This window comes from Myxococcus sp. CA040A, from assembly GCF_013336725.1.
GTDB classification, from domain to species: Bacteria; Myxococcota; Myxococcia; order Myxococcales; family Myxococcaceae; genus Myxococcus; species Myxococcus llanfairpwllgwyngyllgogerychwyrndrobwllllantysiliogogogochensis.
Window position 1 is genome coordinate 391,655 of record NZ_JABUMR010000006.1, and the last position, 26,567, is coordinate 418,221.

Sequence of the window (26,567 nt, forward strand, 5' to 3'; positions counted from 1 at the left end):
GCTCCGGAACCCCATCACGGGGCCGCAATTCCTGGAAACGTCCGGAGTCCCCGCATGTCGCCATGAAAGGGCTGCAGGCACAAGCCGAGGCTGCGAGGCACACATCTGCCTCCCTGACACCTGGGAGCACCGGGTTGAATACGATGAACCTACCTCTCGCGTGTCCCCTTCTTTCCAGGGAGCGGACCAGGATGCGCCTCTCGACATGACGCCCACGCTCATCACCGCTGTCCGCTTCACGCCGCTCGACTTGCCGCTGACGGAGCCCTTCGCCATCGCCACGGGGGCGCAGCACATCGCACAGAACGTGCTGGTGCGACTGACACTCGCGGATGGCACGGTGGGGCTGGGCGAGGCGGCGCCGTTTCCAGCGGTGAGCGGAGAAACGCAGGCGAGCACGCTCGCGGCGCTGGAGCAGGTGCACGCGGGGCTCCTGGGCAAGGACGTGCGTGCGTGGAGGCCGTTGTCGGAGTGGCTCGGCGACGGGCTCGCGTTGGCGCCGGCGGCGCGCGCGGGGGTGGAGATGGCGGTGCTGGATGCGCTGGCGCGACATCACCGTGTGCCGTTGTACGTGATGCTCGGGGGCGCGGGGACGACGCTGGACATCGACATGACGGTGACGGCGGGTGACGTGCCGCACGCGGCGGAGTCGGCGCGGGCCATCCTGAAGCGGGGCATCACCACGTTGAAGGTGAAGGTGGGGGCGTTGGCGCCGGACGAGGACGCGGCGCGGATGGTGGCGATTCACGAGGTGGCGCCCCAGGCGCGACTGTTCGCGGATGCGAATGGCGGTTACGACGTGGCGGAGGCGCTGGCGTTCTTGAAGGAGCTGGAGCGGGCGGACGTGCCGCTCGCGCTCCTGGAGCAGCCGGTGCCGGCGGCCGACTTCGCGGGCATGGCGGAAGTCTGTCGGCGCTCGAAGGTGCGCATCTGCGCGGACGAGTCAGCGCGCTCGGCGAAGGACGTGCTGCGGCTCATCCGCGAGGGGGCGGCGCACGGCATCAACATCAAGACGATGAAGTGCGGCGTGGTGGAGGCGCTGACGATGTGGAGCCTGGCGCGAGCGGCGGGGCTGGAGCTGATGGTGGGGGGGATGGTGGAGAGCGTGCTGGCGATGAGCGCGTCGGCGCATCTGGCGGCGGGGCTGGGCGGCTTCACGTATGCGGACCTGGACACGCCGCTGTTCATCGCGCGGCATCCGTTCCAGGGAGGGCTGCGCTACGAGGGCGCGCGGCTGCACCTGGACGCGGAGGCGGTGGGGCACGGCGTCACGTTGGCTTGACCAAGGGCTTGGGCGGTCGCGCTAGGATGGGGGCATGAGCGTGGCCGTCTGTGTGGGATGCGGCGAAACGAAGGAAGGCGCTTTCGAGCCTTGTGATGGTTGCGGACTGGACCCCGCTCGCGGTGGGACGGACCGGATGCTCCAGGCGCGCAGCCTGTTGCTCTCGGAGCGCTTCTTCGGTGAGGAGTCGCTAAAGGAGCTCGGGCGGAAGATTCGCACGGGTGAGCCGGTGAGCTACGACACGGGGCGACTGTCGCAGCTCGTGGAGGAGCTGAAGACGCAGAAGCTGCCCGTCATCTCCCGGTCCACGCCGGGGTGCTCCATCGTGACGTGGAGCGTGCTGGGCATGCTGGTGGTGCTCGCGGCGGGGCTCGCGTACCTGTACGGCAGTTGGAGGCACTGAAGCGGGTTCAGCGCGGGGAGAGCGCGACCGACGCCACGTCGAGGGCCTTGTCGAGCTGCGGGTCCTTCCCTGAGGCGAAGGCCAGTGAGTCGGGGACCTCGACATCCACGGGGACGCCCTGGCCTTCGAGGCGTACGCCGTCGACCTCCACGTCTTCCACGGCGAGGTAGAGCAGGTCTCCGGTGGACAGGCGCAGCGGAGTCCCCGCGAGGACCGCGCCGGCGGTGCGCTGTCCCACGAGGGTGGCCAGGGCGTGCTGTTTCATGACGAGGGCCACCATCTCCTTGCCGCTGCGGGAGTTGCCATTGACGAGCAGGACGACGGGCTTGCGCCAGGTGGCGGACCAGGCGTTGCGACGGCCCTCGCGACTGATGCCGGTGAAGACGGGGACGGTGCGGTTGAAGAGGTTGAGGAAGGTGGGATTGCAGCCGCCCCAGCCATCGCGGAAGTCGATGACGAGTGCATCCGCGGCGGAGAAGTCCCCGGCGAGGGTTTCCTCGAGCAGGTCCTGATGTTCGGGGCCGGCGCACGAGTAGAGCTGCTGGTAGGCCACGCGACGGCCGCCGCGTTCGACGATGCGCGAGCTGGCCTTCTGGGCGTCGAGCCACTCGGACTTCGGGTTGATGAGTCGAGGGGTGATGGTGAGGGTGAGCGGGGTGGAGCCATGGGTGCGCTCGACGGAGAAGCGCGTGGGCTTGCCGACGCGTCGGGTGAGGGCCGTCACGGAGGTGACGGGTTTGTCCTCGACGGAGACGAGCCGATCGCCGCGAAGCAGGCCGGCCTTGGCGGCGGGGCCGTTGGCGAAGACGTGGCGGACGAAGAAGCCCTCGGGGGTTTCCATGACATCGGCGCCGATGCTCGGGGCTTCGTACTTCGGGAGCTTGAGGTAGCGCTGGAAGATGGCGGAGAGGCCGGCGTAGCCCTCGCTGTCGCGTGGGTAGAAGGCGGTGTGTGAGGCGTTGAGTTCGGCGAGGGCGGCGCGCGTGAGACGGGCGAAGTCCTCCGCGCTGGTGGCGGCGGCGCCGTAGCCCTGGTGCTTCGTGGCCCAGGCCTCCCCGCGTTTCGCGTCGAAGAAGCGCTTGCGGACGTGTTCGACGACTTCGTCACCGGGCTTGAGGAACGGGGACGCCGCTTGGGACACGGTGGAAAACAGGACAACGGCCAGAAAGATTCGCGGATAGAGGCGCTTCACCATGGCTTCGAGTTCCTCCTGACACCTTCGCCACCGTGGACAGTACCCAAACTTCTTCATGGTCGAGGAGAGGTGGCCCTGGAGCGCGCGAAAGTCACGGAGGCGAAGTTCGAGGAAGTCTGAGCGGACACGTAGCGCCCAGGTGCCCTGGGGTACTTACTCCTTGAGTCGCCTGTCAGCGCCGTCTGGTACTGCCAGGCTGTGCCCGCCTCGCCGCGGGCCTCTTGCCGGGGCCTACCATGACGCTTCGTTGGGTGGTGTCGCTGCTCCTGTCGATGGCCGTCACCGGCTGCGCGACGAGTCGAGTCGTGCGACTTGAGACCGGAGAGGACTCCTTCCTCGTCACCCCTCACGAGGAGCCTGACGCGGAAGTGAGTGCGGCTGACCTCGAAGACGACGAATTCGAGGAGGCCCTCGTGGAGTTCGCTCGGGACGTTCCTCCCTCTCGCAATCCCATGCAGGTCGCACGGGAGCGCTTCGGCGTTCCGTCCCGCAGTGGGGTGTATGGGTATGAGCGTGGGTCCTCGCGACTCATCCCCCAGCGTGGAGGGGATGTGGACGGTCCCCGGCTGCTGGAGGACTACGCGGACGAGGCGCTGACGCGCGCCTACGGCCAGTGGTGCAAGCGGAAGGACCGACCCGGGGACTGCTTGCGCCTGCTGGACGAGGGCCCGCTGCTGGCCAGCGATGGCAAGTACACCTGGGCCCTGGCCATCGCCATGGACTCGGTGTGGGAGGAGACCTCCGAAGCACTGGAGGGTATGACGGACCCCCAGGCAGTCGTGGCTGGCATCGCCGCCTCCGCGACGATGTACCTGCTCTTGTGGTCGCTGCCCGAGCCGGTGAGTAAAGGCGTGGCGGCCACCTTGACGGCCTGCCTCATCGCCTACCTGGGCGTGGACACGGTGTGGAGCATGCTGGACGGGTGGCTGACGCTGGTGCGCCAGGTGGACAGGGCGACGAGCTTCGAGCAACTCCACGCAGCGGGTGAGGCGTACGGCGAGGTGCTCGGAAAGAACGCGGCGCGCGTCTTCGTCATGCTGGCCACGGTGGCCATCGGGAACACGGCGGGGCTGGCGGCGAAGTCAGCGGGGTTGCCGGGCTCCGCCCAGGCGGCCATGGCCGTGGAGTCTCAAGCGGGCTTCCAGTACGCGGCAGTGGGCAGCGTGAGTTCGGTCGCCTTGACGGCGGAGGGGTTCACGATTGCGCTTGCCCCGAACGCCGTGGCCATGGCGAGCCGGAGAAGCCGTAGCGAGCGTCATCACATCGCCACGAACAAGAACGATGTCTCCGCCGCGCGCGGCGGGCCATGGACGCCAATATTCAGGAAGCTGTTCGCAAGAGCCGGGATGAAGTTGAAGGACTCCGAGAATATTGTCGAAGTCGCGGGCCACAAGGGGCCGCATTCCCAGGGGTATCACGAGTACGTCCATGAGCGACTGAGACAGGCCTTGGGAGAGTGCCGAAAGGTGGAAGTTTGCAGGGAGTCCCTCACCCTGGAGCTGCGCAAGCTTGCCAAGGAAGTGCTGACGAAAGGAACAGAGATCCACACGCTTTTGACTCAGGGCCTGTGAGGTCGCTAGGAAGTCCACCATGCCGAATCAGTCTCGATACTTCAGGCTCAACCAAGACGTGCAGGCTGGGAACTGGTCCCTAGGAGACCCGCTGGATGAGACGGGCAACGAGGTCGAGGACATCTGGCAGTTCGCCAAGGGGCGGCCCATCCAGCTTGCGAGTCGCCTGACGTTTCCCATTGAAGAGCCTGGAAGGTGGTTGGACTACTGTACGGCCGGCGTTGCCATGGCTCCGATTGTTCACGTCAGGGTGGCCAACCTCTTCGCGGAGCTGGCGCCCGATGATGTGCAATTGATACCCGTCGATGTCGAAGGTCGCCCGGAACAGCATGTCATGCTCATCGCCACGAAACTTATCCGGTGCATCGATGACAAGGCCTCGAGAGAGATTCTGATTTGGCAGCCCGAGGATGAGCGCCCGGACAAGCTCGGTCAGTACCGCAGCGTGGCGGGGATGCGGATCGACCGCACGAAGCTGGGCGGCGCGAAGGTCTTTCGCACCTGGGGGTGGGAGATCGCCCTGGTCATCACCGAGGACCTCAAGGTGGCCCTGGAGCGCGCGAAAGTCACAGGGGCGAAGTTCGTGGAAGTCTGAGCGGCCACGTAGCTCCAGGCATCTCTTCAAACTACTTCATGGACAGGCAGCGAGCGGGGCGTGACCTCTCGAGGGGTGCGCGCTGGCGGCTGGAGATGTTGCCCCGAGCGGAGTGCAGACTCCCTGGTTAATGAAGAGGTTCCGTGTTGGATGCCCCCCTCGTCCCGTTGCGTCTCGCGCTCGTCGCGGAAGACCCGCTGGCTCGGGGTGCGCTCTCACGGGTGCTCGGCGACCAGGGGAGCGAGCTGCTGACGGTGGCGTCCGGCACTCAGGTCGAGCTGGAGTCCAGGCGGGGTGACGCCTTTGACGTGGTGCTCTGGGACACGGGCCTGCGCATATCGTCGGAGGCGGAAGCACGCGTGGAGGCCCCGGATCTGGGAGCGCCCGTGCTCGCGCTGGTGGCGGACGAGGCAGCGGGCGAGCTGGCTCTGACGGCGGGTGCAAAGGGGCTGTTGTTCCGGGACGTGGCGCCCATGCCGCTCACGGCGGCGCTGCTCGCGGTGGCACGAGGGCTCGTGGTGTTCGACCCAGGACTCTCCGAGCTGAGGACGTCCACGAGAACGGCCGCCCCAGGAAGCAGCGCCCTCGGCCCCGATGCGCTCACGCCGCGTGAGCGGGAGGTGCTCGCCTTGCTGGCGGAGGGCCTGTCGAACAAGGCCATCGCGGACCGGCTCTCCATCAGCGAGCACACGGCCAAGTTCCATGTGAACGCGGTGCTCGGAAAGCTGGGCGTCCAGCGCCGCACCGAAGCTGTCGTCCGCGCCGCGCGGATGGGCCTCGTCACGCTGTGAGTGCACCCCACCTCACGTCCCGGATGCTAGGCTGTGCGTCGCATGGCCAATCAGGATTGGGTGTCGCGCCTGCTCTCCGGGCGCGCGTCGGTGGACAAGGGGCTCAACGTCCACCTCTCCGAGCGTGACGGCGGCAGCCTCCACGACAAGATGCGGCAGGCGTACTGGTGGATCACCAACAACGCCGTCATCTGCCCCTACTACGACATCGAGTTCGGCCACGCCGCCTCGCTCAAGAGCGCCACCGGCGACGAACTCCATCTCCCCGAGGACATGAGCTACAGCTCCTTCGTCCTCATCCCCCTGCTCACCCTCTTCACCTGCCGCCGAGCCCTCCTCATCGGCGGCCCCGGCCGCGGAAAAACCACCTCCGCCATCCTCATGGCCCTGCTGTCCGGCATGTCCCGCGAGGACATCCACCGCTCCATCCAGCGCGGCCACCCCCAGCTCTCCATCGCCGACCTGCTCGGCGCGCCCCTCCCCTCCGACATGCTCAAGGCGGAGGACCTCTCCGCCGTCAAGGTCAGCTGGCGCAAGTGGATCACCCAGCGCGTCAAAATCATCGACGAGTACAACCGCATCCCCACCAAGACGCAGTCCGCCCTCCTCTCCCTCCTCGCCGAGGGCTACGCGGAGATGATGGACCAGTACGTCTACACCGGCCGCTCGTCCTGGTTCCTCACCGCCAATGACGACCAGGGCGGCGGCACCTTCCAGGTCATCGACGCCCTCAAGGACCGCATCGACGTCGTCGTCCGCGCCGTCCCCTTCAACTCGAACTTCATCGACACCCTCCTCCAGCGCATCGAAGCCGACAAATCCCCCGAGGAGATGCTCCCCAAGGACATCGTCTTCACCCCCGGCGAGCTGGAGCGCGCCTACGCCTCCATCCTCGAAGTGGAAGTGCCGCGACACGTCCTCGAACGCATCGCCTTCTTCCTGGGCCAGCTCGACTTCTGCCGCATGGCCTCGCCCCGCTTCGAGTTCAAACACAAGGACACCCTCAAGCTCGCGGGGCAGACGGTCGCCGCCGTGTGCAACGAGCAGTGCCCGCTCGACAAGAAGGTGCACCTCTGCACGCAGACGGAGAACGGCGTCAGCGTGCGCGCCTACCAGACCATCCTCCACTACGCGAAGGCGCTCGCCTTCTTCCGAGGCCACGGCACCGTGGAGCTGGAGGACTTCCGTCAAATCGCCCCGTGGGTGCTGCACGAGAAGCTCGTCCCCAACACCCGCAGCGCCTTCTTCGAGGTGCGCGGCAACAAGATGCTCCTCCAGGACCGCGTCGCCTGGATTCGGAACATGTTCGACATGGCCATGGGCCACTACGACAAGCATGAGCCCATCCGCCGCAAGGTCGGCGTGCTGCGCACCGAGCTGGACAAGGGCCTGTCCGGCATCGACCTGCGCACCACCGAGAAGCGCCTCACCACCGTCACCGCGCTGATGAACGAGCTGCTCACCAAACAGGAGCTGTCCGGCCCCGTCTACGAGGACCTCATCCACCTCAAGTCCATGTACAGCCGCTACCGGAACTACGCGACGTGGCTGAAGGAAAACCCGGGCGGCCAGCCATGAGCGGCTTCGCGGACGAGCTGGAGGCCAGCGCCCGTGGCCGCTACGTGCGGTGGGACTCCGAGCTGTGGCGCGCCCTGCTCGAAGGACCCGCGCGGAAGCTCGGAGAGTCCCTGTCCCAGACAGGCGCCTCCCCCGCCGACGCAGAGGAACTGCTGCGCGCATATCTGCGCCTGGGCGCCGAGGCCATCGGCCTGGGCTACCTGTACCCGGCGACCGCGGGCCGACAGAACCTCTTCACCCTCGCGTGGACGGACCTGGTCCCCCGCCTGCTCTCGGGTGTCCCCGAGGCCCAACGCGCCGGCGTGCTCGCGCAGCTGTGGAACGTGGGCGAAAACCTGGAGTCCGCTCCACCGTGGGTGCAGCGCATCTTCTATCGCGTGAGCCAGCGGCTCGGCTCGCTCACGGGCATCGAGGAGCGCCTGCGTGAAACCGCCGCGCTCGCCATGGAGCCTCCCGCGATGAAGCTCGGCGACAAGGCCCAGCCCTTCCTCGTGGACCTGTCCCGAGAGGACAGCCGCTTCCTCCCCGGCCCCCTGCACTTCCTGGCGCCCACGGTGCTGTGCGTGCACGACCGCCACCGCCACGCCATCGCCGGACGTGAGGCCGCGACACAGGGCCTGCTCCTGTCGGACACACCCATTCCCCTCGGCGCCATGGGTTGTCGCGAGACCCCCGAGGTGACGCTCCAGCAGAGCCCGCACCTGTCCACCGTGGCGTGGAGGGATGCGCGCGTGGACTCCTGGTTCGCCACCGTGACGAATGACTGGCGCGCCGCCGGCACGCTGGACACCTCGCAGCACGTCGTGGTGCTCGTGCCCGTATGAGCACGTCGCGCTTCACGCCAGAGCACATCGCGGGATGCTGGCGGGACGCGCTGGCGCTGTGGGACGTGCAGGTGCGGCTCAGCCCTCCGGAGCCTCACATCCCCTTCCGTCCGGACGCGGACCACGCGAACGAGCCGCTCGCGTACATCGACCTCACGAAGCGTCAGGTCTTCGTCCACTTCGAGCTGCTGGAGTCCATGGGCGCGGCGGACAGCTTGATGGCGGTGCTCGCGCACGAAATCGGCCACCACGCGCGCTTCCCGCACACGCTGGGTTGGGACGCGGAGCTGCGCGTCATGGAGCAGCGGCTGCTCCCTGGCCTGAAGCAGTCCCTCACCAACCTCTTCTACGACCTCCAGGTGAACGAGTTCGTGGGTCGCACGCACCCGGAGGACCTGTGCCGGGTGTATCGCGGGTTCCAGCGCACGCAAGGCGGCGGCGAAGTCTCGCCGATGTTCTTCTTCTATCTCGCCATCTACGAGGAACTGTGGGGACGCGAGCCTGGAGACCTGGTGCCTCGCGCGGCGATGGCGCCGATGGAAGAGCGGTTCCCTGGCCTGCGCGCGGAGGCACGCATGTTCGCGCAGACCTTCTATGCGCTGCCGCACCCGCGCCTCCAGTTCCTCTACTTCTGCGCCACGTTCATCCGCTACCTCGGCAAGCTCCACGAGACGACGTACACCCTGCCGCTGGGTGACGACGTGTCGCTGCCGGACGTGGATGACTGGGACTCCGCGCTCCAGAGTGGTGGCAGGTGGGACGACGCGCTGGAGGAGGCTCGCGCGAAGGGCTGGCTCGACGAGGCCCACGACACGAAGGCGCCGGACGCGCTGGACCACATCAACCGCGTCACCCAACACCTGCCGGGCACGGGCAGAGGAAAGCTGCGCCGCGCGCTCGTGGCTCGGCACTACCGGCGGCTCGTCGACCAGCACCTGCTGAAGCTCCCCTCCGTACCCTCGAAGCCGGAGCCGTACCTGCGCACCACACCCGAGGCGTGGGAGTACGGCGATGACCCCTCCGCCATCGACTGGACCTTGACGGTGCTCACCCAGGGGCACCTCGCTGCGGTGTCGCCGCTGCGTCGCGAACTGGAGGCCGACGTGCCTCCCGCGTCCGAGCTCGGTGTGCCCTCCGTGGAGCTGTACCTGGACACCAGCGGCTCCATGCCGAACCCGGATGCACAGCTCAACACGATGACGCTGGCCGCGCAGGTGCTGTCCGCCTCGGCGCTGCGCAAGCAGGCGAAGGTGCGCGGCATCATCTACTCACACACCGACCCCAAGCTCTCCCCGTGGATGTACGACGAGGAGACGGCGCGCGAGTTCCTCCTGCACTACATCGGCGGGGGGACGATGTTCCCCTTCGACGTACTGGGCACGCTGTCCAAGGAGCGGCCGGACGCGCTGCGCGTCATCATCTCCGACAGCGACCTCCTGTCGAACGTGGCGACGGACGAGAACATGAAGATGCTGGTGGAGGCGACGCGGCGCTCTCGCCTGCTCGTCGCGCTCCTCGCGCTGCCGGACGAGCACCGGGCGCGGCAGGTGCTGGCGCCCGCGCTGAAGGAGCGCAACTTCCGCCTGGTGGTGGTGAAATGGCTGTCGGACTTCGGCCCCGCCGCCGCGGCCTTGTCCCAGGCTTTGCTGGAGAAGTGATGGCCTTCGACGTCAAGAACATCCAGAAGCAGCTCACCGACGTGCCTCTCGTTTCGCCGTATCCGCACGAGCTCGCGGTGGCCATCATCTGCGACACCTTCCGCCTCGCGGGCGTGCGTCCTCCGTCGCGCGCGGACTGGGAGGACATGGAGCGCAGAGCGAAGACGCCAGCGCTCTGGAGGGAGCAGGTGGTGATGCTCGCGTACGTGCTGACGTCGTCCTCGCTGGGTGCGGACACGGCGGCGATGCTGAGGAAGAACGCGGACGCCGCCACCGTGATGCGGGGGTTCTTCGTGTGGGTGGAGCCCCTGACGGCGGAGATGGTGCGCTCCAACGCCTTCCGTCAGGAGGAGTTCCTGCGCAAGTGGGTGCACGCGGTGGACGGACAGGTGAAGGACGAGTCATCCCGTGACACCTCCGCGCGGCTGAAGCAGCTCGACTACCGCGCCGCGCTTCAGGAGATGGAGCGAGCGGAGCAGGCCCGCCGCCGGGAAGCGGACAAGCGCGCCAAGGACCTCGCGGATGCGGCCCAGCGCGCCGCCGACGCTCGAGGATGGCGCGAGTGACGTTGGGGCTCCCTTCGGATGCACGCGTGGCTCCCCGCGCGAACATCCGCCGGGACACCGCCACCCAGCGTCCCCATGTTCCGTGGGCGGAGTCCATCGCCCGGGGCCTGTCGCGCTTCGCCGCCCTCCCTGACGAGGCAGCGGCCCGCGCGGAGCTGGAGTCGCGACTGGAAGGGCTGCGCGCCGCGCTGCTCGCCTCGCCCTATTACACACAGCGCTTGCGGGAGGCAGGGTTGCACCCTGGAGACCTCCGGACGCTCGCGGACCTGAGGCACTTCCCCACGCTGGAGCGAGGCACGCTGGCGCGACACTGGGATGAAGTGCCCACGCCGCTGTCCCGTGAGGACGAGAGCGTGGTGGTGAGAAGCTCCGGCTCCACGGGCGAGCCGGTGAAGGTGGTGAGAGACAGGCGCGACTGCCTGCACATGTGGGCGGTGCTGCGGTTCTGGCTGGAGCGCGCGCGGGCCATGCTGCCACCGCGTCCCCGCGTGGTGCTGCTGGATGCCCTGCCGGGTGGACTCGAGTACTCGGTGCGGCTGCCCATCCTCCAGGACGGTGCGCTGCACCGCATCTCCGTGCTGCGAGACAATGCACGCGAGCGGCTGAGCCGCGTACGTCCCGCCGTCATCTTCTCGGACCCGGAGGGACTGCGGTGGCTCTCCGAGCAGCGCGACCTCCCGGCCCCCGCGCTGCTGCTCACCTCCGCGCAGTACCTGCCTCAGGACACCCGGGACGCCCTGGCGCGCACGGTGCCCGCGCCGCTGCTGAACTACTACGCAACGACGGAGACGGGGCCCCTCGCCTGGGAGTGCCTGGAAGGGCCGGGGCGCTTCCATGTCCTCGCGCCCGACGTGTGGCTGGAGCCGGGACTCGACGAGGTGGTGGTGACGCGGCTGCGTCCCAGCGTGCTGCCGCTCCTGCGCTATCTGCCGGGTGACTCGGGCACGGTGGACAGGGACGCGTGCGCGTGCGGCTTCCACGGCTGGACGCTGGAGCACTTCGGCGGTCGCGGCGCGTGCCACTTCACGACGCCTACGGGCCGGACGGTGGATGCGTGGGCGCTCGCCTGGGTGTTCAAGCACCACGCCCTGCGCGCCTTCCGGCTGACGCAGATGACACCCTCTTCCTTCGAGCTGGAGCTGGCCGGCGCGGACGCCTCCGAGGTAACGCCACTGTGTGAGCGACTCGTCGCCGCCCTGCGCAACCTCGGGTGGAGCGGGTCACCGCGACTGGACGTGCGGCACGTGAGCGCGGAGGACCTGGCCACCGGCACCAAGCCCCTGCCGTTCCGAAGCCGCGTCCGCGTTCCGTAGGGCCGGCTCCACTCGCGCGGCGCGGGTCCTGCCCCCAATGACAGACACCGCGCGACGGCCTGAATCGCGCGGCCGCACCACAGGTCATCCCTCCGGGGCAGACCCGCACGCGTCGTCTCGCACGACTCAGTCATCGCGTAACAACCACCTCGGCGTGTCGGCACGAGACCGCTCGGAATTGCGACAACCTGGCCGTCACCACATTCTCCAGGCATGCCCTCCTCGCTCGTTCGTCCCCTCGCCCGTCTCCTCCTCCCGAGCCTGCTGGGTCTGCTGGGCCTGCTCTCCGCGTGCACCAGGGTGTGTTCCCTGCCCGAGCCTGAACCCGTGCGCCACGGCCCGGACATCGATGCCACCGCCGTGCGCCTCATGACCGAGGCGAAGCTGCCCGGGCTCGCGCTGGCCATCATCGAGGAGGGCCAGGTCGTCGCCGTGAAGGCTTACGGACTGCGCGACGTCGAGCAGGCCGCGCCCCTCAAGACCGACACCGTCATGTACGGCGCATCACTGACCAAGCTCGTCTTCGGCTACCTCGTCATGCAGCTCGTCGACGAGGGCGTGCTGGACCTGGACACGCCCATCGCGCGCTACCTCAAGAAGCCCCTGCCCGAGTTCAAGAAGTACGAGGACCTCGCGGCGGACCCTCGCTGGAAGCAGCTCACGCCGCGCATGCTGCTGAGCCACTCGCCTGGCTTCCCCAACTTCCGCTTCGTCAATCCGGACGGGAAGCTCGACTTCAAGTTCGACCCGGGCACGCGCTACGCCTACTCCGGCGAAGGCATCAACCTGCTCCAGTTCGTCCTCGAGGACGCGGGCCTCGGACTCGACGCCGGCCAGGAGTTCCAGCGGCGCGTCTTCGACCGCTTCGGCATGCGCCGCACCAGCATGGTCTGGCGGGACGACTTCGCCCCCAACGTCACCACCGGCTACGACGAGCACGGCGTGGCCAAGGCCCACCACCAGCGCGGCAGCGTCCGCGCCGCCGGCTCCATGGACACCACCATCGAGGACTACGCGAAGTTCCTCGCCGGCCTCATGCGCGGAGAAGGCCTCTCCTCCAAGGCGCGCGCGGAGCTGCTCTCCCCGCAGCTCGCCATCCCCTGGGCCCACCAGTTCCCCACCCTCACCGAGGAGAAGGACCCGCGCAACCAGGCCATCGCCCTGTCCGCCGGACTGGGCATGGTGCTCTTCAATGACCGCTCCGGCCCCGCCTTCTTCAAGGGCGGCCACGACGAGCACACCGACAACTTCGCCCTCTGCCTGGAGCGCGGCGCGCGCTGCGTCGTCCTGCTCGCCAACAGCGTGAAGGGCCCCCACGTCTTCCCTCCGCTCATCGAAGCCGTCCTGGGCCCCACGGACATGCCCTGGCGCTGGGACTACAACCCGTATCCGCCGCCCACCGTGAAGTGACGCACCGGGCCGCGCTCACGCCAGCGCGGCCCCTGTCGAGGCGATGTAACCGTGTGCGCGTGTGCGCCGTAATGAAGCCACACCGCCCACTTGGAGGTACACGCCATGACCCCGAAGCTCTCTTCCGCCAGGCACACGCTTCACATGCGGCAGGTCCAGAAGCAGCCGGCCATGCAGGAGCCCATCACCATCCAGGGCGCCACGGGCAACGGTGGCTCCGCACCTCCGGGGAGCTTCATCGGCAATCCCATGCTGATGCGGGACCGCTTCGACATGGGCCCGAGCAACATGGGCGGCCCGAGCATGGGCATCGATGGTCACTGCTGCCCCACCCGGAAGTACAACAAGGGCATGTCCCAGGGCCCCGGCCTCCTGTCCCAGTCGGACTCGTTCAGCATGGGGAGGCCTCAGGACCGCGATTCGATGCGCATGCGTGACATGCTCGAAGCTCCAATGATTTGACGCCAGCCCTCACACGGCGCCATTCACAAACAACATACCTGAAAGACTTCATCGTCAGCGTCAGGGAACACCGGGTCGGTGGTGCCCCGTCCCTCTCGGGGGAGCTGTCCACTCAACAAGTCGGAGCAAGAAGTCGCGCGTTGAACCGCCGAGCGTGCTCCTTCAATCACTTGCATCCGAGAAGAAGGCAGACGAGCGCCAAGTAGGACCATCATGCGCGGACCCCGCCTCGCGCCGGGAGCGTTTCGATTCCGGACGCTCGCGGTGCTCCCTCGCCGTGAGGAGGCCCCTCGCCTTGCCCACGCCCGTCTCGCATCTGGAAACCACCCGTCCGTCGGGGAGCACGCGCTCCCTGTCGGCTCCGCTCGAGCAGCGCCTCACGCAGGACCCCCGGAAGGCCTGGAGCTGGCTTCAGAAGTCCCGACTGGGCCGCTATGGCGTCGCCCTGCTCTTCTTCCTCTGCGCGCTGCTGCTCCAGATGGAGCTCGCGTCGCTGATGTCCACCAGCCCCTTCCTCTTCTTCTATGGCGCCGTCATGGTGGCCGGCTGGTGGGGAGGCTGGGGGCCCGCGCTCCTGGTGACGGCGCTGTCGCTGGGGGCCGTGGACCACGAGTTCCTCCCGCCGCGGCTGACACTCCAGATGAGGTCCGCGGATGTGCTGTCCCTGGGCATCTTCGCCCTGCTCGCCATCTTCATCACCAAGCTGAACGTGTCGCTCAGCCGGGCCATGGAGGAGCGTGCGGGGCTGCTGGAGAGCGAGCGACAGGCCCGCGCCGCGTCCGAGGCCGCGAGGACTCGCCTGCACACCATCTTCATGCAGGCCCCCGCGCAGATTTTCTTCCTGCGCGGCGCCACGCACGACTTCGACTTCTCCAACGCGCGCAACAGCTCGCTCTTGAAGAGCCGGGACACCCTGGGCATGCCCTTCCAGGAGGGCGTGGTGAAGGTGGCGGAGCAGGACGCGCGCGACGTGCTGGACCGCGTCTTCGCCACGGGCGAGCCCTTCGTGGGCAACGCCGTGCCGCTGCGCTTCCTCCAGACGGATGGGATGGAGAAGGAGACCTTCCACAACCTCGTCTACCAGCCCACCCGCGACACCCAGGGACAGGTGGACGGCATCGCGGGCTTCGGCTTCGACGTGACGGACCTGGTGCATGCACGCCAGCGCGCGGAGGCCCTGGCCATCGAGTTGCGCCAGGCCGAGTTCCGCACCCGCGTCCTCGCCGAGGTGAGCACGGTGCTCGCGTCCTCGCTCGACTACGAGGCGACGATGCGCAACCTGGCCAAGCTCGTGGTGCCCGCGCTCGCGGACTGGTGCTTCGTGGACCTGGCGCAACCCGATGGCAACTTCCGCCGGCTGGAGGTCGCCCACGCACGCCCCGAGGACGCCGCCACCGCCGCGGAGGTCCTCAACTTCCAGCTCATGCCGGAGGGCAACCCGCGCCATCCGCCCACCGCGGCGCTCCTGCGCGGCGAGGCCATCCTCCTGGAGGAGATGACGCCCGCGCACATCAAGCGCAGCGCCCACAACGAGAACCACGCCCGGGTGATGCTGGCCACCGGCCTGCGCTCCTTCATCGCCGTGCCGCTGGTGGTGCGCGGCCACACGCTGGGAGTCTTCAGCTTCTTCACCTCGTTCTCCAACCGCCGCTACACCCAGGCGGACCTCGCCTTCGGGCTGGAGCTGGCGTACCGCGCCGCGCTCTCCATGGAGAACGCGCGCCTGTACCGCGAGGCCCAGGAGGCCATCCGCCTGCGCGACGAGTTCCTCTCCATCGCCAGTCACGAGCTAAAGACGCCCCTCACCCCGCTGAGCCTCAAGCTCCAGGCGCTCGCGCGCGAGCTGGAGCGCCACCCCGACGCCATCCCCTACTCCGTCGTGAAAGGCTACGTGGACACGGGCGCCCGGCAGGTGAAGAAGCTGGCGGAGCTCGTGGGAGATTTGCTCGACGTGTCGCGCATCGCCGCGGGCAGGCTGGCCCTGGAACTGGAGGACGTGGACCTGGGCGCGCTCATCCGCGAGGTGGTGGTGCGCTACGAGCCCCATGCAACCCGGGCCGGCTCCACGCTGGAGGTGGAGGGCGGTGAGTCGGGCCTCATCGGTCGATGGGACCGGCTCCGGCTGGAGCAGGTCGTCACCAACCTCATCGACAACGCGGTGAAGTACGGCTCGGGCAAACCCATCCAGCTGAGCCTGGAGCAGGGCCCCACCCGTGCGCGCTTGCGGGTGAGGGACCAGGGCATCGGGATTGCGCCCGAGCACCTGCCGCGCCTCTTCGGCCGCTTCGAGCGCGCCGTGTCGGAACGGCACTATGGCGGCCTGGGCCTGGGCCTCTACATCACCCGGACGCTGGTGGAGGCCATGGGAGGGCGGGTGCGCGTGGAGAGCGAGCAGGGGCGCGGCTCCACCTTCACCGTCGATTTGCCTCGGGAGCGAACGCTTCCAGTTGACGTGTCGGTGGCCCAGCCACAGTAAAGGCTCCGCGCGAAAACGGACGCCATGTCGGCGGCCGGCGAAGGGGCTGTCGACATGGAGACACGGACTCTCGGAAAGCAGGGCCTGAAGGTGTCCGCCTTGGGCCTGGGCTGCATGGGGATGTCGGATTTCTACGCGGGGCGGGATGACGCCGAGTCGGAAGCCACGCTGCTGCACGCGCTGGACAAGGGCATCACCTTCTTCGACACGGCGGACATGTACGGCTCCGGAAGCAACGAGGAGCTGGTGGGCCGGGTGCTCAAGCCCCACCGCGCGAAGGTCGTCCTGGCCACCAAGTTCGGCATCGTCCGGGACCCGAACAACCCGCAGGCGCGCGGCATCAACGGCAGCCCCGAGTACGTGAAGCGCGCGTGCGAGGCCAGCCTGCGCCGGCTGGGCGTGGACGTCATCGACCTGTACTACCTGCACCGGCTGGACGCGTCGACGCCCATCGAGGACACGGTGGGGGCCATGGCGGACCTGGTGCGCGCGGGCAAGGTGCGGCACCTGGGGTTGTCGGAGGTGGATGCGGACACGCTGCGCCGGGCCTCCAAGGTGCACCCCATCGCCGCGCTCCAGAGTGAGTACTCGCTGTGGAGCCGCGAGCCGGAGGACGGGGTGCTCCAGGCCTGCCACGAGCTGGGCATCGGCTTCGTGCCGTACAGCCCGCTGGGGCGCGGCTTCCTGACGGGGCAAATCAAGCGCTACGAGGACCTGGCCGCGGACGACTACCGCCGCCACTCGCCGCGCTTCCAGGGGGAGAACTTCACGCGCAACCTGGAGCTGGTGGTGAAGGTGGAGCGACTGGCGAAGGACAAGGGCTGCACGCCGGCGCAGCTCGCGCTCGCGTGGGTGATGGCGCGCGGCCAGGACGTGGTCCCCATCCCGGGCACCAAGCGGCGCAAGTACCTGGATGAGAACCTGGGCGCGCTCGACGTGAAGCTCACGGAGAAGGACCTGAAGGACATCGACCTCGTGGCGCCTCCGGGCGTCGCGGTGGGAGACCGCTATCCGGCGTCGATGCAGCGCGCGCTGTCGAAGTCCCGAGAGTAGCCTCGGGGGTCAGCCGTGGGCCCGTGGGAGCTGCGCGTGCGGCTGCCACGGGCCACTGGCGCCCAGGCAGTAGCGACAGGTGGCCAGCGGCGTGTCCCGCTCCAGGTGGCCGAGCATCCGCTCCAGCAGCTCCGGAGCGTCGAGGCGCACACCATCCACCTCGGCCAGCGCGGGCATCTCCGGGTGCGAGGGGCCCAGCACCGTGGCCACGTGGGGCGGACGGGTGCAGGTGTAGAAGTGGCCCCGGTGGACCAGGTGGCAGCGGACCTTGAGCCAGCAGCGCGCGTGGACGTCGCGGACCTCCGCGTCGGTGGCCAGGGGCGCATCCGGGGTGAGCTGCTGGAAGGCGTCGATGTGCTTCACCGTGAGGAGGACATCGTGTCGCGCGCAGCGCTCGGTGATGCGGGCCAGGGACTTCTCTGGCAGCGGCGCGGAGGAGTAGACGGACAGGGTCATCCGGTCCAGGCGCTCGTAGGCGGCGTCGGGCGCGCTCTGGGCGAGGAAGCCGTTGGTGGTGACGGAGAGCTGCTCGGAGATGCCGGATGCGCGGACGGCGTCGAGCACGGCGGGCAGGTCCGGGTGGAGGAAGGGCTCGCCGCCGGTGAGCTTGAAGATGTTGGGCTTGAGCACGCGGGCGAGCCGGGTGAGGTCGGCGCCGAGCACGGCGGGCTCCACGGCCCAGGCGGGCAGGTGGGGCGACATGGGGCAACACTGCACGCAGCGCAGGTTGCAGTGGGTGACGACGTGCGTCTCCAGGGACCAGGTGAGGATTCGGCCGTCGTGCAGCTCGTAACGCACGGAGGGACTATAGCGGGGTTGCCGGGTGCCCCCGGGGCTTGCGACAGTCCCCGCGTGTCCGACGCCCCCGGCGACCCGAGCGGCCCGCTCGCCGCCCTGCCCTCCTACCAGCCGACAGCCGGACCCCGGACGAGCGCTCCCGTGGAGTCGGTGTGGCGCCTGCTTCCGCTCCTGAGCGGTGAAGTCGTGGGCCTGGAGCCTGCCTCCGTCACGGCATTCCTGCGACACAGCCTGCCGGCGACCTGGAGCCTCTTTCGAGGCGTAAGCCGCGTGGCGCCGCTCCCGCCGCGAATCCGCCGCGAATCCGCAGCGCGACACCCGGAAGAAGAAGATGACGAGCCACGAGCACGGGCGCTCCTGGCCACGTGCTCCGACGCTGTCGGTACCCGGGTGGCTTCGGGCGCGCTGGACGTGAGCCTGAGCGGCGGCGTGGACAGCGCAGTGCTGTGCACGCTGGCGGCGCGGCATGCACCAGGCCAGGTTCGCGCGTGGAGCATGGATGTCCACTTCGCCGACGCGGTCGAGCGACACAACGCGAGGACAGTGGCCCGGCTCGCGGGCGTGGAGCAGGTCGACGTTCCGATTCCGGATGCCCTCCTGCCGGACCTGTTCGAGCCCGCCGTCATCGCCAACGAGAGCGCCATCCTCAATGCACGGGCGGTGGCGAGCTTCGCGTTCTACGCGGAGGCGAAGCGGCTCGGAGCCTCGGTGATGCTGAGCGGAGCCGGCGCGGATGAGGTGTTGAGGGGCAATCCCCTGGCGCTCGCCTCGGCGCTCGCGCGCATCGAGGAAGACCGACGACTCGCACGGACGGTCCTACGCGCCGCTGTGGACAACTTGGGGAGGAGTCCAGACGAGGCCCGTGGCGGGCCCTGGTCCCAGGAGGACGGCCCGGCGCTCTCCGATGCGGCCCGTGGCGGGCCCTGGTCTCTCCAAGACACGGAGGTCTCCGAGGAGGTCCGCTACGCGGAGTGGGTACTGCGCGAGCTGGTGCTTCCTCCCGAGCTGAGGGGCGCGCGGGCCCACGGACTCACGGTGCACACGCCGTATCTCGACTCCCGGTTCGCGGACGTGGCGCTCTCGCTGCCCAAGTCCTCGCTCGTCCGCGAGGGAGTCGGCAAGTGGCTCTTCCGCCACGCGGTGCGAGGACTCGTCCCCGACGAGGTCCGGCTCGCGCGCAAGACGCCGCGCTATGGGCACACGGCACTCTCAAGCCCCGTGCGTGCCCGGTGGCTGGAGCTGTACCGCGCCTGGCTTGCGGCCTCGCGACTGGAGCCGCTGGAGGTCATCGACCCGAAGGCCGTGCTCACGCTCCTGGAGCGCTACACGCGAATGGAGCCCGAGGCTCCGGAGGCGGATGGCGTGGATCGCCTGTTGATGCGGCTGTGCTCCCTCGCCATGCTCCACGCGCACGCAGCGCACGGCTCCCCATGTCCCGAATCCTGATTGCGACCTCGCCCGAGAAGGGCCACATCAACCCGATGATGGGCGTCGCGCAGTGGCTGCGCCGCCTGGGCCACACCGTGGGCTGGCTCTGCATCCCCGAGCCCGCGCCGCAGCTCGCGAAGCTCGGTGTGGAGGTGCTGCACCTGCCTCACTCGACGAGGGATGCTCCCACCATTGAAACGGGCGGCGAGGCGCTGGCCCGACTGGTGCGTGACGAGGTGGCACTGGGGAAGTGGATTCGCGGCCTGTTGCTGGATGCGGTGCCCGCGCTCATCGAGCCCGTGCGCGAGGTGGTGCGTCGCTTCCGTCCGGACGTCATGGCGCTGGATGGGATGCAGTATGCGGCGGTGCTGGCCGCGCATCAGGAGCGGATACCGTGGGCCGGAGTGTCCTCCGCGCTCTCGCTGCTGGAGCCCATGGAGGACTACGGGCTGCGCCGCAACGTGCGCGCCCTGGCGAAGGAGCGCGCGGAGCTGTTCGCACGACATGGCTTCGTGGCGAGCTTCCGCAACTGCGAGGCCCTCTCGCCCCACCTCAACATCCTCTTCGCCACGGAGGCGTTCCTCGGACCGGAGGTGGACCTTCCTCCCGCCGGGCGGCTGGTGGGCCCGTCGATTCCGCCCGAGCCTCGGGGAGACGAGGTGGATTTCCCGTGGGAGCGATTGGGTTCGAAGCCCGTGGTGTACGTGTCCTTCGGCAGTCAGATTTCATGGCAGCCCACGCTGTTCCGCACCATCGCGGAGGCCGCCGCGCCGCTGGGCGTCACGGTGGTGTTGAGCGCGGGTGAGCTGGCGGACACGGACTTCTCGCGCGCGTTGCCAGGGGACGTGGTGGCGGTGCCCTATACGCCGCAGCGGCAGCTCCTGCCGAGGGCGTCTGTCTTTGTCTCGCATGGCGGCGCCAACTCCGTGATGGAGGCGCTGACAGTGGGCGTGCCGCTGCTGCTGTTGCCTGTTTGCAATGACCAGCCCATCCAGGCGCACTTCCTCCGGGCCTCGGGGGCGGGACTCACGCGGGAGCTGGACACGTTGACGGTGGAGGACTGTCGCGCCGCGCTTCGCCAGCTCCTGGAGCCGGGAACGCCGTTGCGCGCGAAGGTGGCGGCCATCTCGGAGTCGTATCAATCCCGAGACGGCGCGAAGGATGCAGCGGAGCGAATCGCCGGGCTCGTCGCGTGAGTTCCGCGCCGCGAAGGTGGACGGCCCGTCGTTACCACGCGGAGAGAGTGACACCGCTGGAGGTGTGGAACCTCCCGGTGTTCGGACGCGAGTTGTGGGAGTTGATTGGCGCGCCGCGAGTGGAGGCGGACCGACGCGCGGGGGTGCCCGAGGACCAGCTCGCGGAGCAACTGTTTCCAGCGCTCACGAGCGCCCTCGAACAATTGGTGCATCGGCATGCCGTGGACGCGGTGTGGTTGAGCGGAGGACTGGCATGCCTGGAGGGCTTCGAGGTGGGGGTGGCGAAGGCCACTGCCGCGCTCGGGTGTCCTGTCTATGTCTCGGAGTCGCCGCGCTTCGCGCCCGCGTACGCGGGCTTCGCGCTTGTGGCGGCGCGAACGCCGCTGGTGCTCGACGTGGGCCAGACGAGCATCAAGTGCGCGCGCCCTGGAGTCCAACGTGTCTTCGAGCGGGACCTCCACACGCTGCCCCGCCTCTTCATCGGGATGCCTCGCCCCACGGATGGGCACCACATCGTCGCGGCGGTGCACTTCATCGCCAACGCGCTGCGGGCCTGTACACGAAACCTCGGTCACCTGGCCGTGGAGGGCGTGTGTCTCGCGCTTCCCTGTCCCCTGGATGAGGCTCTCGTTCCCGGAGGCTGCACCTATGGTTGGGAAGGGCATGCATCGCTGGTGACCGACATCCTGGAGGAAGCAGCCCTGCCGGGCGGCGGAGAGGTGCTCGTGCTCAACGACGCGGAGCTCGCGGCCGAGGCAGCGCGAGTGGAGCTCAGACGGCACAGGCATCTTCGCATCCTCTGTCTGACGCTGGGCTTCGGCCCTGGAGGGGCTCTGCTCACGCACTCCACATGACCCAAAGGGTAGGGAGCGCGTCCGGTGACCAAGACATGCTAGCTTTCGCGTCCAATGCGAATCCCTCACGCACTCTGGCTTTCGCTGTTCGCCGTGTCCTGGCTGGGTTGCTCCACTGTCAGCAAGCCGCCCAGTCAACAGGCCTGGGCAGGGGCGGAGCAGGAATGCGACGACCCTGGGGAAGACCAGTGCGTCACCCTCTTCTGCGTGGAAGACCTCTGCGGTTTCTACCCCTGCGAGGACACACCGGCAGAGGTCGAGCTGGCGCGCTTCCCTCCTTCGCGTCCTCCTGCGGCAGCAGCAGCGCCGGGCAGCGGCCCTCGGAGGAATTGGGGTGGCGCGCAGAAATTGCCGCCGGGCTCCGTCATGACGTTCCCCAACTGGAACGGCGCTCCGACTGCAGTCATCCCTCCGTCCCGGCAACTCACGCCGGGGCGATGGGAAAAGCACCACATCTTCCCCCAGTCAAAGGATTTGGCGGAGTGGTTCGCGCGCCAGGAAGTGAAAATCCACGACTACACCATGCCCATTCCGCTTTCCGTTCATCGAAGGATTCATGACGGTTCCCCGCGTGGAGGGGCATGGAACGATGCGTGGCGGGACTACATGATGGCCAAGCCGTTCGCCTCTCCGGCAGAGATTTTCAGGCATGCAGGAGAGCTGATTCATCGCTTCGAGCTCATGGGCGGCCCGATCCAGCCCTACTATTCCCGGCCAGGAGCGTAGGCACGAATGAGTCGTTTCTATTGGGTCAACGAGGACAGGGCCGCCAGAACGAAGCACGGTGGCTACCTCGACGCGGCACACACGTGGGGCCTTCCCGGCATACGGTGTCACGCATGCGGAGCCACCTGGAGTGCCGTGGCACACGACTTTCCCTCGATTGACCTCTCGCTGCTTCCGGAGAGCCCTGAGTTCCTCAAGCCGAGAGCCGAACCCTTCCCCGAGTTCGTGCGCCTGCGCGAGTTGGTCCAGCCCCTCATGCCGCCCCACGTCGAGCTGCCGCCTGGAACGAGCTTCGGTCCATTGAAGGGAAGCGCCGCTGGGGAGTTCGGGGCCATGGCATGGCTGGGACCCAGACTTCTTCTGCGCCGTGACGCACTGGAGAGTCTGCAAGCAGAAGGAGTGCGCGGCCTGCTGGGCTGTCGCACGGAGCTGCGGTTCCGGAAGAAGAACGCGCCGGAGCTGCTGGAGCTCCAGATTGAGCCGCGAGGGCGCTTTCATCCGGACTGCATTCCCTCGGATGTTCCCCCGCCGTGCACGACCTGTGGCCGACACGGCTTCGGGCGCCCCGACGAACCCATCCTCGACGCCGCTTCGCTCCCCCAGGAACTCGACCTCTTCCGCGTAGGGAACTTCGCCACGATGATCATCGGCACCGAGCAGTTCATGGACGCCGTGCATCGACTCGGGCTCGTCGGCATGACCTTCCGCGAGCTGCCGACACGCTGACCCATTCCAGTCCGAACCGCGGCAACGAGGGGCAGTGGCTGAACACGCCGGGCTCCCAAGAGCGGCGTGTGCGCTGCGGAGCCGGACGGGCGGCGCGCGTGAAATTGCGCAAGAAAAGGCCCTCGGGTGTCTCCTCGCCATGAACGGGGAAGGGAAGCATCCGGATGCGCCCTGAGCTGCTGGGCGGAGGACTGTGTCTGCTGGGGGCGCTCCTGGCCTGCGGGCCTGGCGTCGATGAACGGGACTCGCCCGACGGAGACACCTACGAGGAGGAGGGGGTGCTTCAGAAACCCCTGCGAGTCGACGTGGAGGTCCTGGACCCCGAGAGCGCGGATCTCCACTTCCGGGTCTGGGGCATCGACTTCACCCCCTCCATGAATGTGCATGTCATCGGGGTGGGACTGACGACCGAGTTCGTGAGCAAGACGCAGCTTCGCGCCCGATTGAACCCCCTCCTGGTGAAGGACATGCCGGAGTTCCCGGTCGAGGTCCGCGTGGAGCCGGGCGACGTGGTCTACATGTCGGGCGCCAGGTCCCCCTCCATCACCGTGTCCATGCCAGTCCCGGAGCTGCACTCGCTCACGCCCGATGTGCTCGAGGCCAACCCCACGGCCCCCGTTCACATCGCCGTGCTCGGAAAGAACCTGGTCCATGGCACCCAGGCGGTCTTCCGGGGCATCTGGTATCCCGTCACCCTGTCGAGCACGCGCCTGGGCGAGCTGTGGTTACCTCCCGAGGCCCTGACCCCTACGTCGGGCAAGCAGTCGCTGTACCTGGAAGTCCCCCGCCCTCGCCTCCTCGACACGCCCGCCCTGTCGTTGACCGTGACGACTTCGCCCCCTGTGGCATCCCCCTGACCTCGAGAGGAATCATCCGGATGCGACCAGACGTGACACGAGGGTGGTTGTGTCTGCTGTGGGTCCTCTGCTGTGCCTGTGGGCCAGGCCTCCAGAGCCACCCGGCACCTGTCGAGGAACCTGACGCGGGCTCCCCTCCCGCGGAGGCGGAGCTGCCCTTCGTCACCCTGGGAGAGGTGGTGGTGTCGGACGTGGAGGGCTCCGAGATGAGCATGCAGGTGCTCGGCGTCGGCTTCGCCCGGTTCAGTGACGTGTTCCTGAACGACCAGCGCCTGACGACCCAGTTCGTGAGCGCCACGGAGCTGCGAGCCGTGGTTCCGTCCTCGTTCGTCACGGGCGCAACGGACCTCTTCTTCGAGGTGCGGGTTGCCCGAGGCGACCCCGAGTACGGGGAAGGCGCCCGGTCCGCTCGCATCCCGTTCACCGTGCCCGCGCCCGAGCTGACCTCCGTGACTCCAGACGCCCTGCCCTCGGAGCCCGAGGACGCCGTTCAAATCACCGTGACGGGGAAGAACCTCGTGCATGGCAGCCAGGCCCTCTTCCGCGGCACGTCCTATCCATTGACACTGACCAGCTCCCGCGAAGGGAGCTTCCTGCTTCCACCGTCGGCCCTGAAGCCCCTGGCGACACAAGACCCGCTCGTCATCCAGGTCTCGCGCCCGCGCACAGCCACCACGCAGCCCCTGCCCCTGACTGTGACGAGCCCCACCCCGGAAATCACGGGCGTGTGGCCTCCCTCGCTGAACGCCACCGACCTGCACCATGGCAACGCGGGCAGCGCCACCTTCGAGCGCATCATCGTCAGCGGGCGGCAGGTGCGCTCCACCACGGTGGTGAAGTGGGATGGCATTCCGCTGCCCACCGAGACGTATGACGGCAAGAACCGGGTCTGGGCGCAAATCCCTCTCATGGGTCGGGTCCAAGCCGGCACCGTCCAGGTGACGCTGGAGACACCCGGCGTCCATGGAGGAAGAGAGTCCTCCAGCCATGGCCTTCGCGTGAAGTCGGAGCCCGTGCTGCATGACGTGTCCCCGGCCTGGGTCCTCACGGGCTCGGAGGAGGTCAGGTTCAAGCTCAAAGGCGAAGGACTGGGGCTCTACACACAGCCGGTCGTCCACTGGAACGGCCACCCCCTGGAGCACTCCTTCGGTCCGGACTTCCAGGGGGTCTTGACGTTCATCGTCCCCGCCGCCCTGCTGACCCAGGCCGGCACCCTCCCCGTGACGGTGACACGCACCTTCGACGGGGCCGTGTCCGCGCCCCTCTTCGTCCAGGTGTTCGCCCAGGCCCCCGCGCCCATCGCCCACTCACTGCTGCCCTCCGTGCTGTCCGTCGACGATGCGCCGGGGCTCCTCTACGTCGAGGGTGCCGGCTTCACACCCCAGTCCGTCATCCTGCTGGACGGACAGGAGCGCACCACCCGTCTTCACGACCCTTCGAGGGTCTCTATCGAACTCCAGGCCGCGGACCTGTCGACGAAAGGGGTGCGCACCGTCACCGTGAGCACGCCCGCGCCAGGAGGAGGCACCACCCTGCCCCTGCTGCTCGCGGTGCATGCGGAGCGGCCCATGCCCATCATCAACCAGGTCTCGGGCAACAACGGGTATCCCCATGCCCTCGCCGGCGGTGGCGTCCTGCGTCTGCTCGTCGAGGGACAGGGCTTCGGCCCCTCCTCGGTCGTCCGGTGGAATGGACAACCGCTGCCAGCCCAGTGGGCATGCTGGACCTCGGGCGGCTGCACGGCGGGCCCTGGCGACCGGGCCCGCCTGTGGGTGGATGTCCCCGCCGACCAGGTGGCGCAGCCCGGCGTCGGCCGGGTGACGGTGTTCAACCCAGGCCTCGGAGGTGGAGAGAGCCCGGAGCAGTTCTTCGTCCTCATCGCGGCGGGACAGCCCACTGTCTACCTGGTCCCTTCCGTGGTGGATGTGGGCGCGAGCGACGCCAGCGATCGCGAGGTCACCGTCTTGATGAATGTCATGGGGCCGCTCACTCAGGCCTCGGTCCTCTTCATGAATGACATGGTGCGTGCGTTCGACAGCCCATCAGGCCTGCGCTTGAGCGATGAGGAGGTCGCGACCCCGCGGGTCCACAAGCTACAGATCTTCACCGTGGGCTCCGGCTTGAGTGCTCCCGCCTATCTGAGAGTCCAGGGCGCCCTTCCACCGCAGCTTCGCGCGACGACACCGGGGGTCGTCTCTCAAGGAGAGTGGGTCGCCTCGGAGGAACGACGCTTCTTCCTTTGGGGAGAGAACTTCTTCTGGCCCAGCAGCAACTTCCAGCGCGTCTCGGGCACCACCCTGGACTGGGATGACCAGTCACAGCCTTTCGTCAGGCCTCCGTCGCAGGGGCTGGAGGGCACGAAGCTGGAGCACGTGGGAGTCCGCTCGCTGAAGGTGTCTCGCGTCGCGGAAGGCGGTGGCGCGTCGCTGCCCGCGCTGCTCAACGTGGTCTCCGAACGACCCGTGCCGATGTTGACCGCAGTGGAACCCATGAGCGCCCTCAAGGGCGCGCCCGCGTTGACGCTCCGAATCAAGGGGAAGGGCATCCACTCCGCCACGGTGCTGCGCTGGAAGGAGTTCCGTTCGAGCCTCAAGGCCGTGTACGTCTTGGACAACGAGCCGACGCACTACGAGGCGACCCTCCCCGCTGAAGCCCTGGCGACAGCTGGAGGGGTGGACGTCACGCTGGAGACGCCCGAGCCCGGTGGCGGTGTCTCGCTCCCGCTCCACGTCATCGTCGAGGAGTAGCCCGGGGAGCTCCCCGAAAGGAGGGGCGACCTGCCTGAACGGGCAGGTGCACACCCTG

At 68.3% G+C, this 26,567-nt stretch carries 23 protein-coding genes; 21 read left to right on the forward strand and 2 right to left on the reverse strand.

Annotated features, from left to right (window positions below; translation table 11 throughout):
• Window positions 1–205: 205 nt before the first annotated feature.
• Together HUA75_RS27760 and HUA75_RS27765 are read left to right on the forward strand one after the other, a co-directional pair.
• Window positions 206–1,282 (forward strand): dipeptide epimerase, encoded by a 1,077-nt coding sequence (locus HUA75_RS27760; protein WP_174488063.1) that lies wholly within the window; start codon window positions 206–208, stop codon window positions 1,280–1,282.
• A gap of 34 nt (window positions 1,283–1,316) precedes the next feature.
• The gene (locus HUA75_RS27765) at window positions 1,317–1,685 is read left to right on the forward strand and encodes a hypothetical protein (RefSeq protein WP_141641153.1); all 369 of its coding nucleotides are present in this window, start codon (window positions 1,317–1,319) and stop codon (window positions 1,683–1,685) included.
• 7 nt (window positions 1,686–1,692) lie between these two features.
• Here HUA75_RS27765 and HUA75_RS27770 read toward each other — a convergent pair whose 3' ends face one another.
• Entirely contained in the window at window positions 1,693–2,880 is a 1,188-nt protein-coding gene (locus tag HUA75_RS27770) for a S41 family peptidase (protein WP_174488064.1), read from the reverse strand.
• 236 nt (window positions 2,881–3,116) lie between these two features.
• Between HUA75_RS27770 and HUA75_RS27775 the strand changes: the two genes are divergently transcribed.
• From HUA75_RS27775 to HUA75_RS27830, 12 genes are all read left to right on the forward strand, one after another.
• Entirely contained in the window at window positions 3,117–4,451 is a 1,335-nt protein-coding gene (locus tag HUA75_RS27775; protein ID WP_174488065.1) for an AHH domain-containing protein, read from the forward strand.
• 19 nt (window positions 4,452–4,470) lie between these two features.
• Entirely contained in the window at window positions 4,471–5,046 is a 576-nt protein-coding gene (locus tag HUA75_RS27780; protein ID WP_141641150.1) for an imm11 family protein, read from the forward strand.
• Window positions 5,047–5,189: 143 nt separating this feature from the next.
• A complete protein-coding gene (locus HUA75_RS27785; RefSeq protein ID WP_174488066.1) occupies window positions 5,190–5,837 on the forward strand; it encodes a response regulator transcription factor in 648 nt (215 codons plus the stop codon).
• A 42-nt stretch (window positions 5,838–5,879) separates the two neighbouring features.
• Entirely contained in the window at window positions 5,880–7,415 is a 1,536-nt protein-coding gene (locus tag HUA75_RS27790) for a MoxR family ATPase (protein WP_174457098.1), read from the forward strand.
• Window positions 7,412–8,239 (forward strand): hypothetical protein, encoded by an 828-nt coding sequence (locus HUA75_RS27795; RefSeq protein ID WP_174457099.1) that lies wholly within the window; start codon window positions 7,412–7,414, stop codon window positions 8,237–8,239. The genes HUA75_RS27790 and HUA75_RS27795 overlap by 4 nt, the downstream gene beginning before the upstream one ends.
• Window positions 8,236–9,897: a M48 family metalloprotease gene (locus HUA75_RS27800; RefSeq protein ID WP_174488067.1), complete on the forward strand. Its 1,662-nt coding sequence runs from the start codon at window positions 8,236–8,238 to the stop codon at window positions 9,895–9,897. Before HUA75_RS27795 ends, HUA75_RS27800 begins: the two co-directional genes overlap by 4 nt.
• Window positions 9,897–10,463, forward strand: coding sequence for a hypothetical protein (locus HUA75_RS27805; protein WP_174488068.1), 567 nt, complete (start codon window positions 9,897–9,899; stop codon window positions 10,461–10,463). The genes HUA75_RS27800 and HUA75_RS27805 overlap by 1 nt, the downstream gene beginning before the upstream one ends.
• A complete protein-coding gene (locus tag HUA75_RS27810) occupies window positions 10,451–11,776 on the forward strand; it encodes a coenzyme synthetase (RefSeq protein ID WP_174488069.1) in 1,326 nt (441 codons plus the stop codon). The genes HUA75_RS27805 and HUA75_RS27810 overlap by 13 nt, the downstream gene beginning before the upstream one ends.
• A 213-nt stretch (window positions 11,777–11,989) precedes the next feature.
• Window positions 11,990–13,186, forward strand: coding sequence for a serine hydrolase (locus HUA75_RS27815; protein WP_174488070.1), 1,197 nt, complete (start codon window positions 11,990–11,992; stop codon window positions 13,184–13,186).
• 105 nt (window positions 13,187–13,291) lie between these two features.
• Window positions 13,292–13,648 carry a hypothetical protein gene (locus HUA75_RS27820; protein ID WP_174488071.1) on the forward strand — a complete coding sequence of 119 codons (357 nt, stop codon included), beginning with the start codon at window positions 13,292–13,294 and terminating at the stop codon, window positions 13,646–13,648.
• A gap of 295 nt (window positions 13,649–13,943) precedes the next feature.
• Window positions 13,944–16,124, forward strand: a complete 2,181-nt coding sequence (locus HUA75_RS27825; RefSeq protein ID WP_217446299.1) for an ATP-binding protein — start codon at window positions 13,944–13,946, stop codon at window positions 16,122–16,124.
• Window positions 16,125–16,178: 54 nt separating this feature from the next.
• Window positions 16,179–17,177 carry an aldo/keto reductase gene (locus HUA75_RS27830; RefSeq protein WP_141641140.1) on the forward strand — a complete coding sequence of 333 codons (999 nt, stop codon included), beginning with the start codon at window positions 16,179–16,181 and terminating at the stop codon, window positions 17,175–17,177.
• 9 nt (window positions 17,178–17,186) lie between these two features.
• Here HUA75_RS27830 and HUA75_RS27835 read toward each other — a convergent pair whose 3' ends face one another.
• Window positions 17,187–17,975: a radical SAM protein gene (locus HUA75_RS27835; protein ID WP_174488073.1), complete on the reverse strand. Its 789-nt coding sequence runs from the start codon at window positions 17,973–17,975 to the stop codon at window positions 17,187–17,189.
• A gap of 54 nt (window positions 17,976–18,029) precedes the next feature.
• Between HUA75_RS27835 and HUA75_RS27840 the strand changes: the two genes are divergently transcribed.
• From HUA75_RS27840 to HUA75_RS27870, 7 genes are all read left to right on the forward strand, one after another.
• Entirely contained in the window at window positions 18,030–19,421 is a 1,392-nt protein-coding gene (locus HUA75_RS27840; RefSeq protein ID WP_371746202.1) for an asparagine synthase-related protein, read from the forward strand.
• Window positions 19,406–20,599 carry a glycosyltransferase gene (locus HUA75_RS27845; protein ID WP_174488074.1) on the forward strand — a complete coding sequence of 398 codons (1,194 nt, stop codon included), beginning with the start codon at window positions 19,406–19,408 and terminating at the stop codon, window positions 20,597–20,599. Before HUA75_RS27840 ends, HUA75_RS27845 begins: the two co-directional genes overlap by 16 nt.
• Window positions 20,600–20,646: 47 nt before the next feature.
• A complete protein-coding gene (locus HUA75_RS27850; RefSeq protein ID WP_371746203.1) occupies window positions 20,647–21,453 on the forward strand; it encodes an ROK family protein in 807 nt (268 codons plus the stop codon).
• Between the two features lie 54 nt (window positions 21,454–21,507).
• Window positions 21,508–22,179: a TIGR02269 family lipoprotein gene (locus HUA75_RS27855; RefSeq protein WP_141641136.1), complete on the forward strand. Its 672-nt coding sequence runs from the start codon at window positions 21,508–21,510 to the stop codon at window positions 22,177–22,179.
• Between the two features lie 6 nt (window positions 22,180–22,185).
• Window positions 22,186–22,905, forward strand: coding sequence for a double-CXXCG motif protein (locus HUA75_RS27860; RefSeq protein ID WP_141641135.1), 720 nt, complete (start codon window positions 22,186–22,188; stop codon window positions 22,903–22,905).
• A 164-nt stretch (window positions 22,906–23,069) separates the two neighbouring features.
• Window positions 23,070–23,762 (forward strand): hypothetical protein, encoded by a 693-nt coding sequence (locus tag HUA75_RS27865; protein WP_174488076.1) that lies wholly within the window; start codon window positions 23,070–23,072, stop codon window positions 23,760–23,762.
• 20 nt (window positions 23,763–23,782) lie between these two features.
• Entirely contained in the window at window positions 23,783–26,509 is a 2,727-nt protein-coding gene (locus HUA75_RS27870) for a hypothetical protein (protein ID WP_174488077.1), read from the forward strand.
• The last annotated feature ends 58 nt before the right edge of the window (window positions 26,510–26,567 follow it).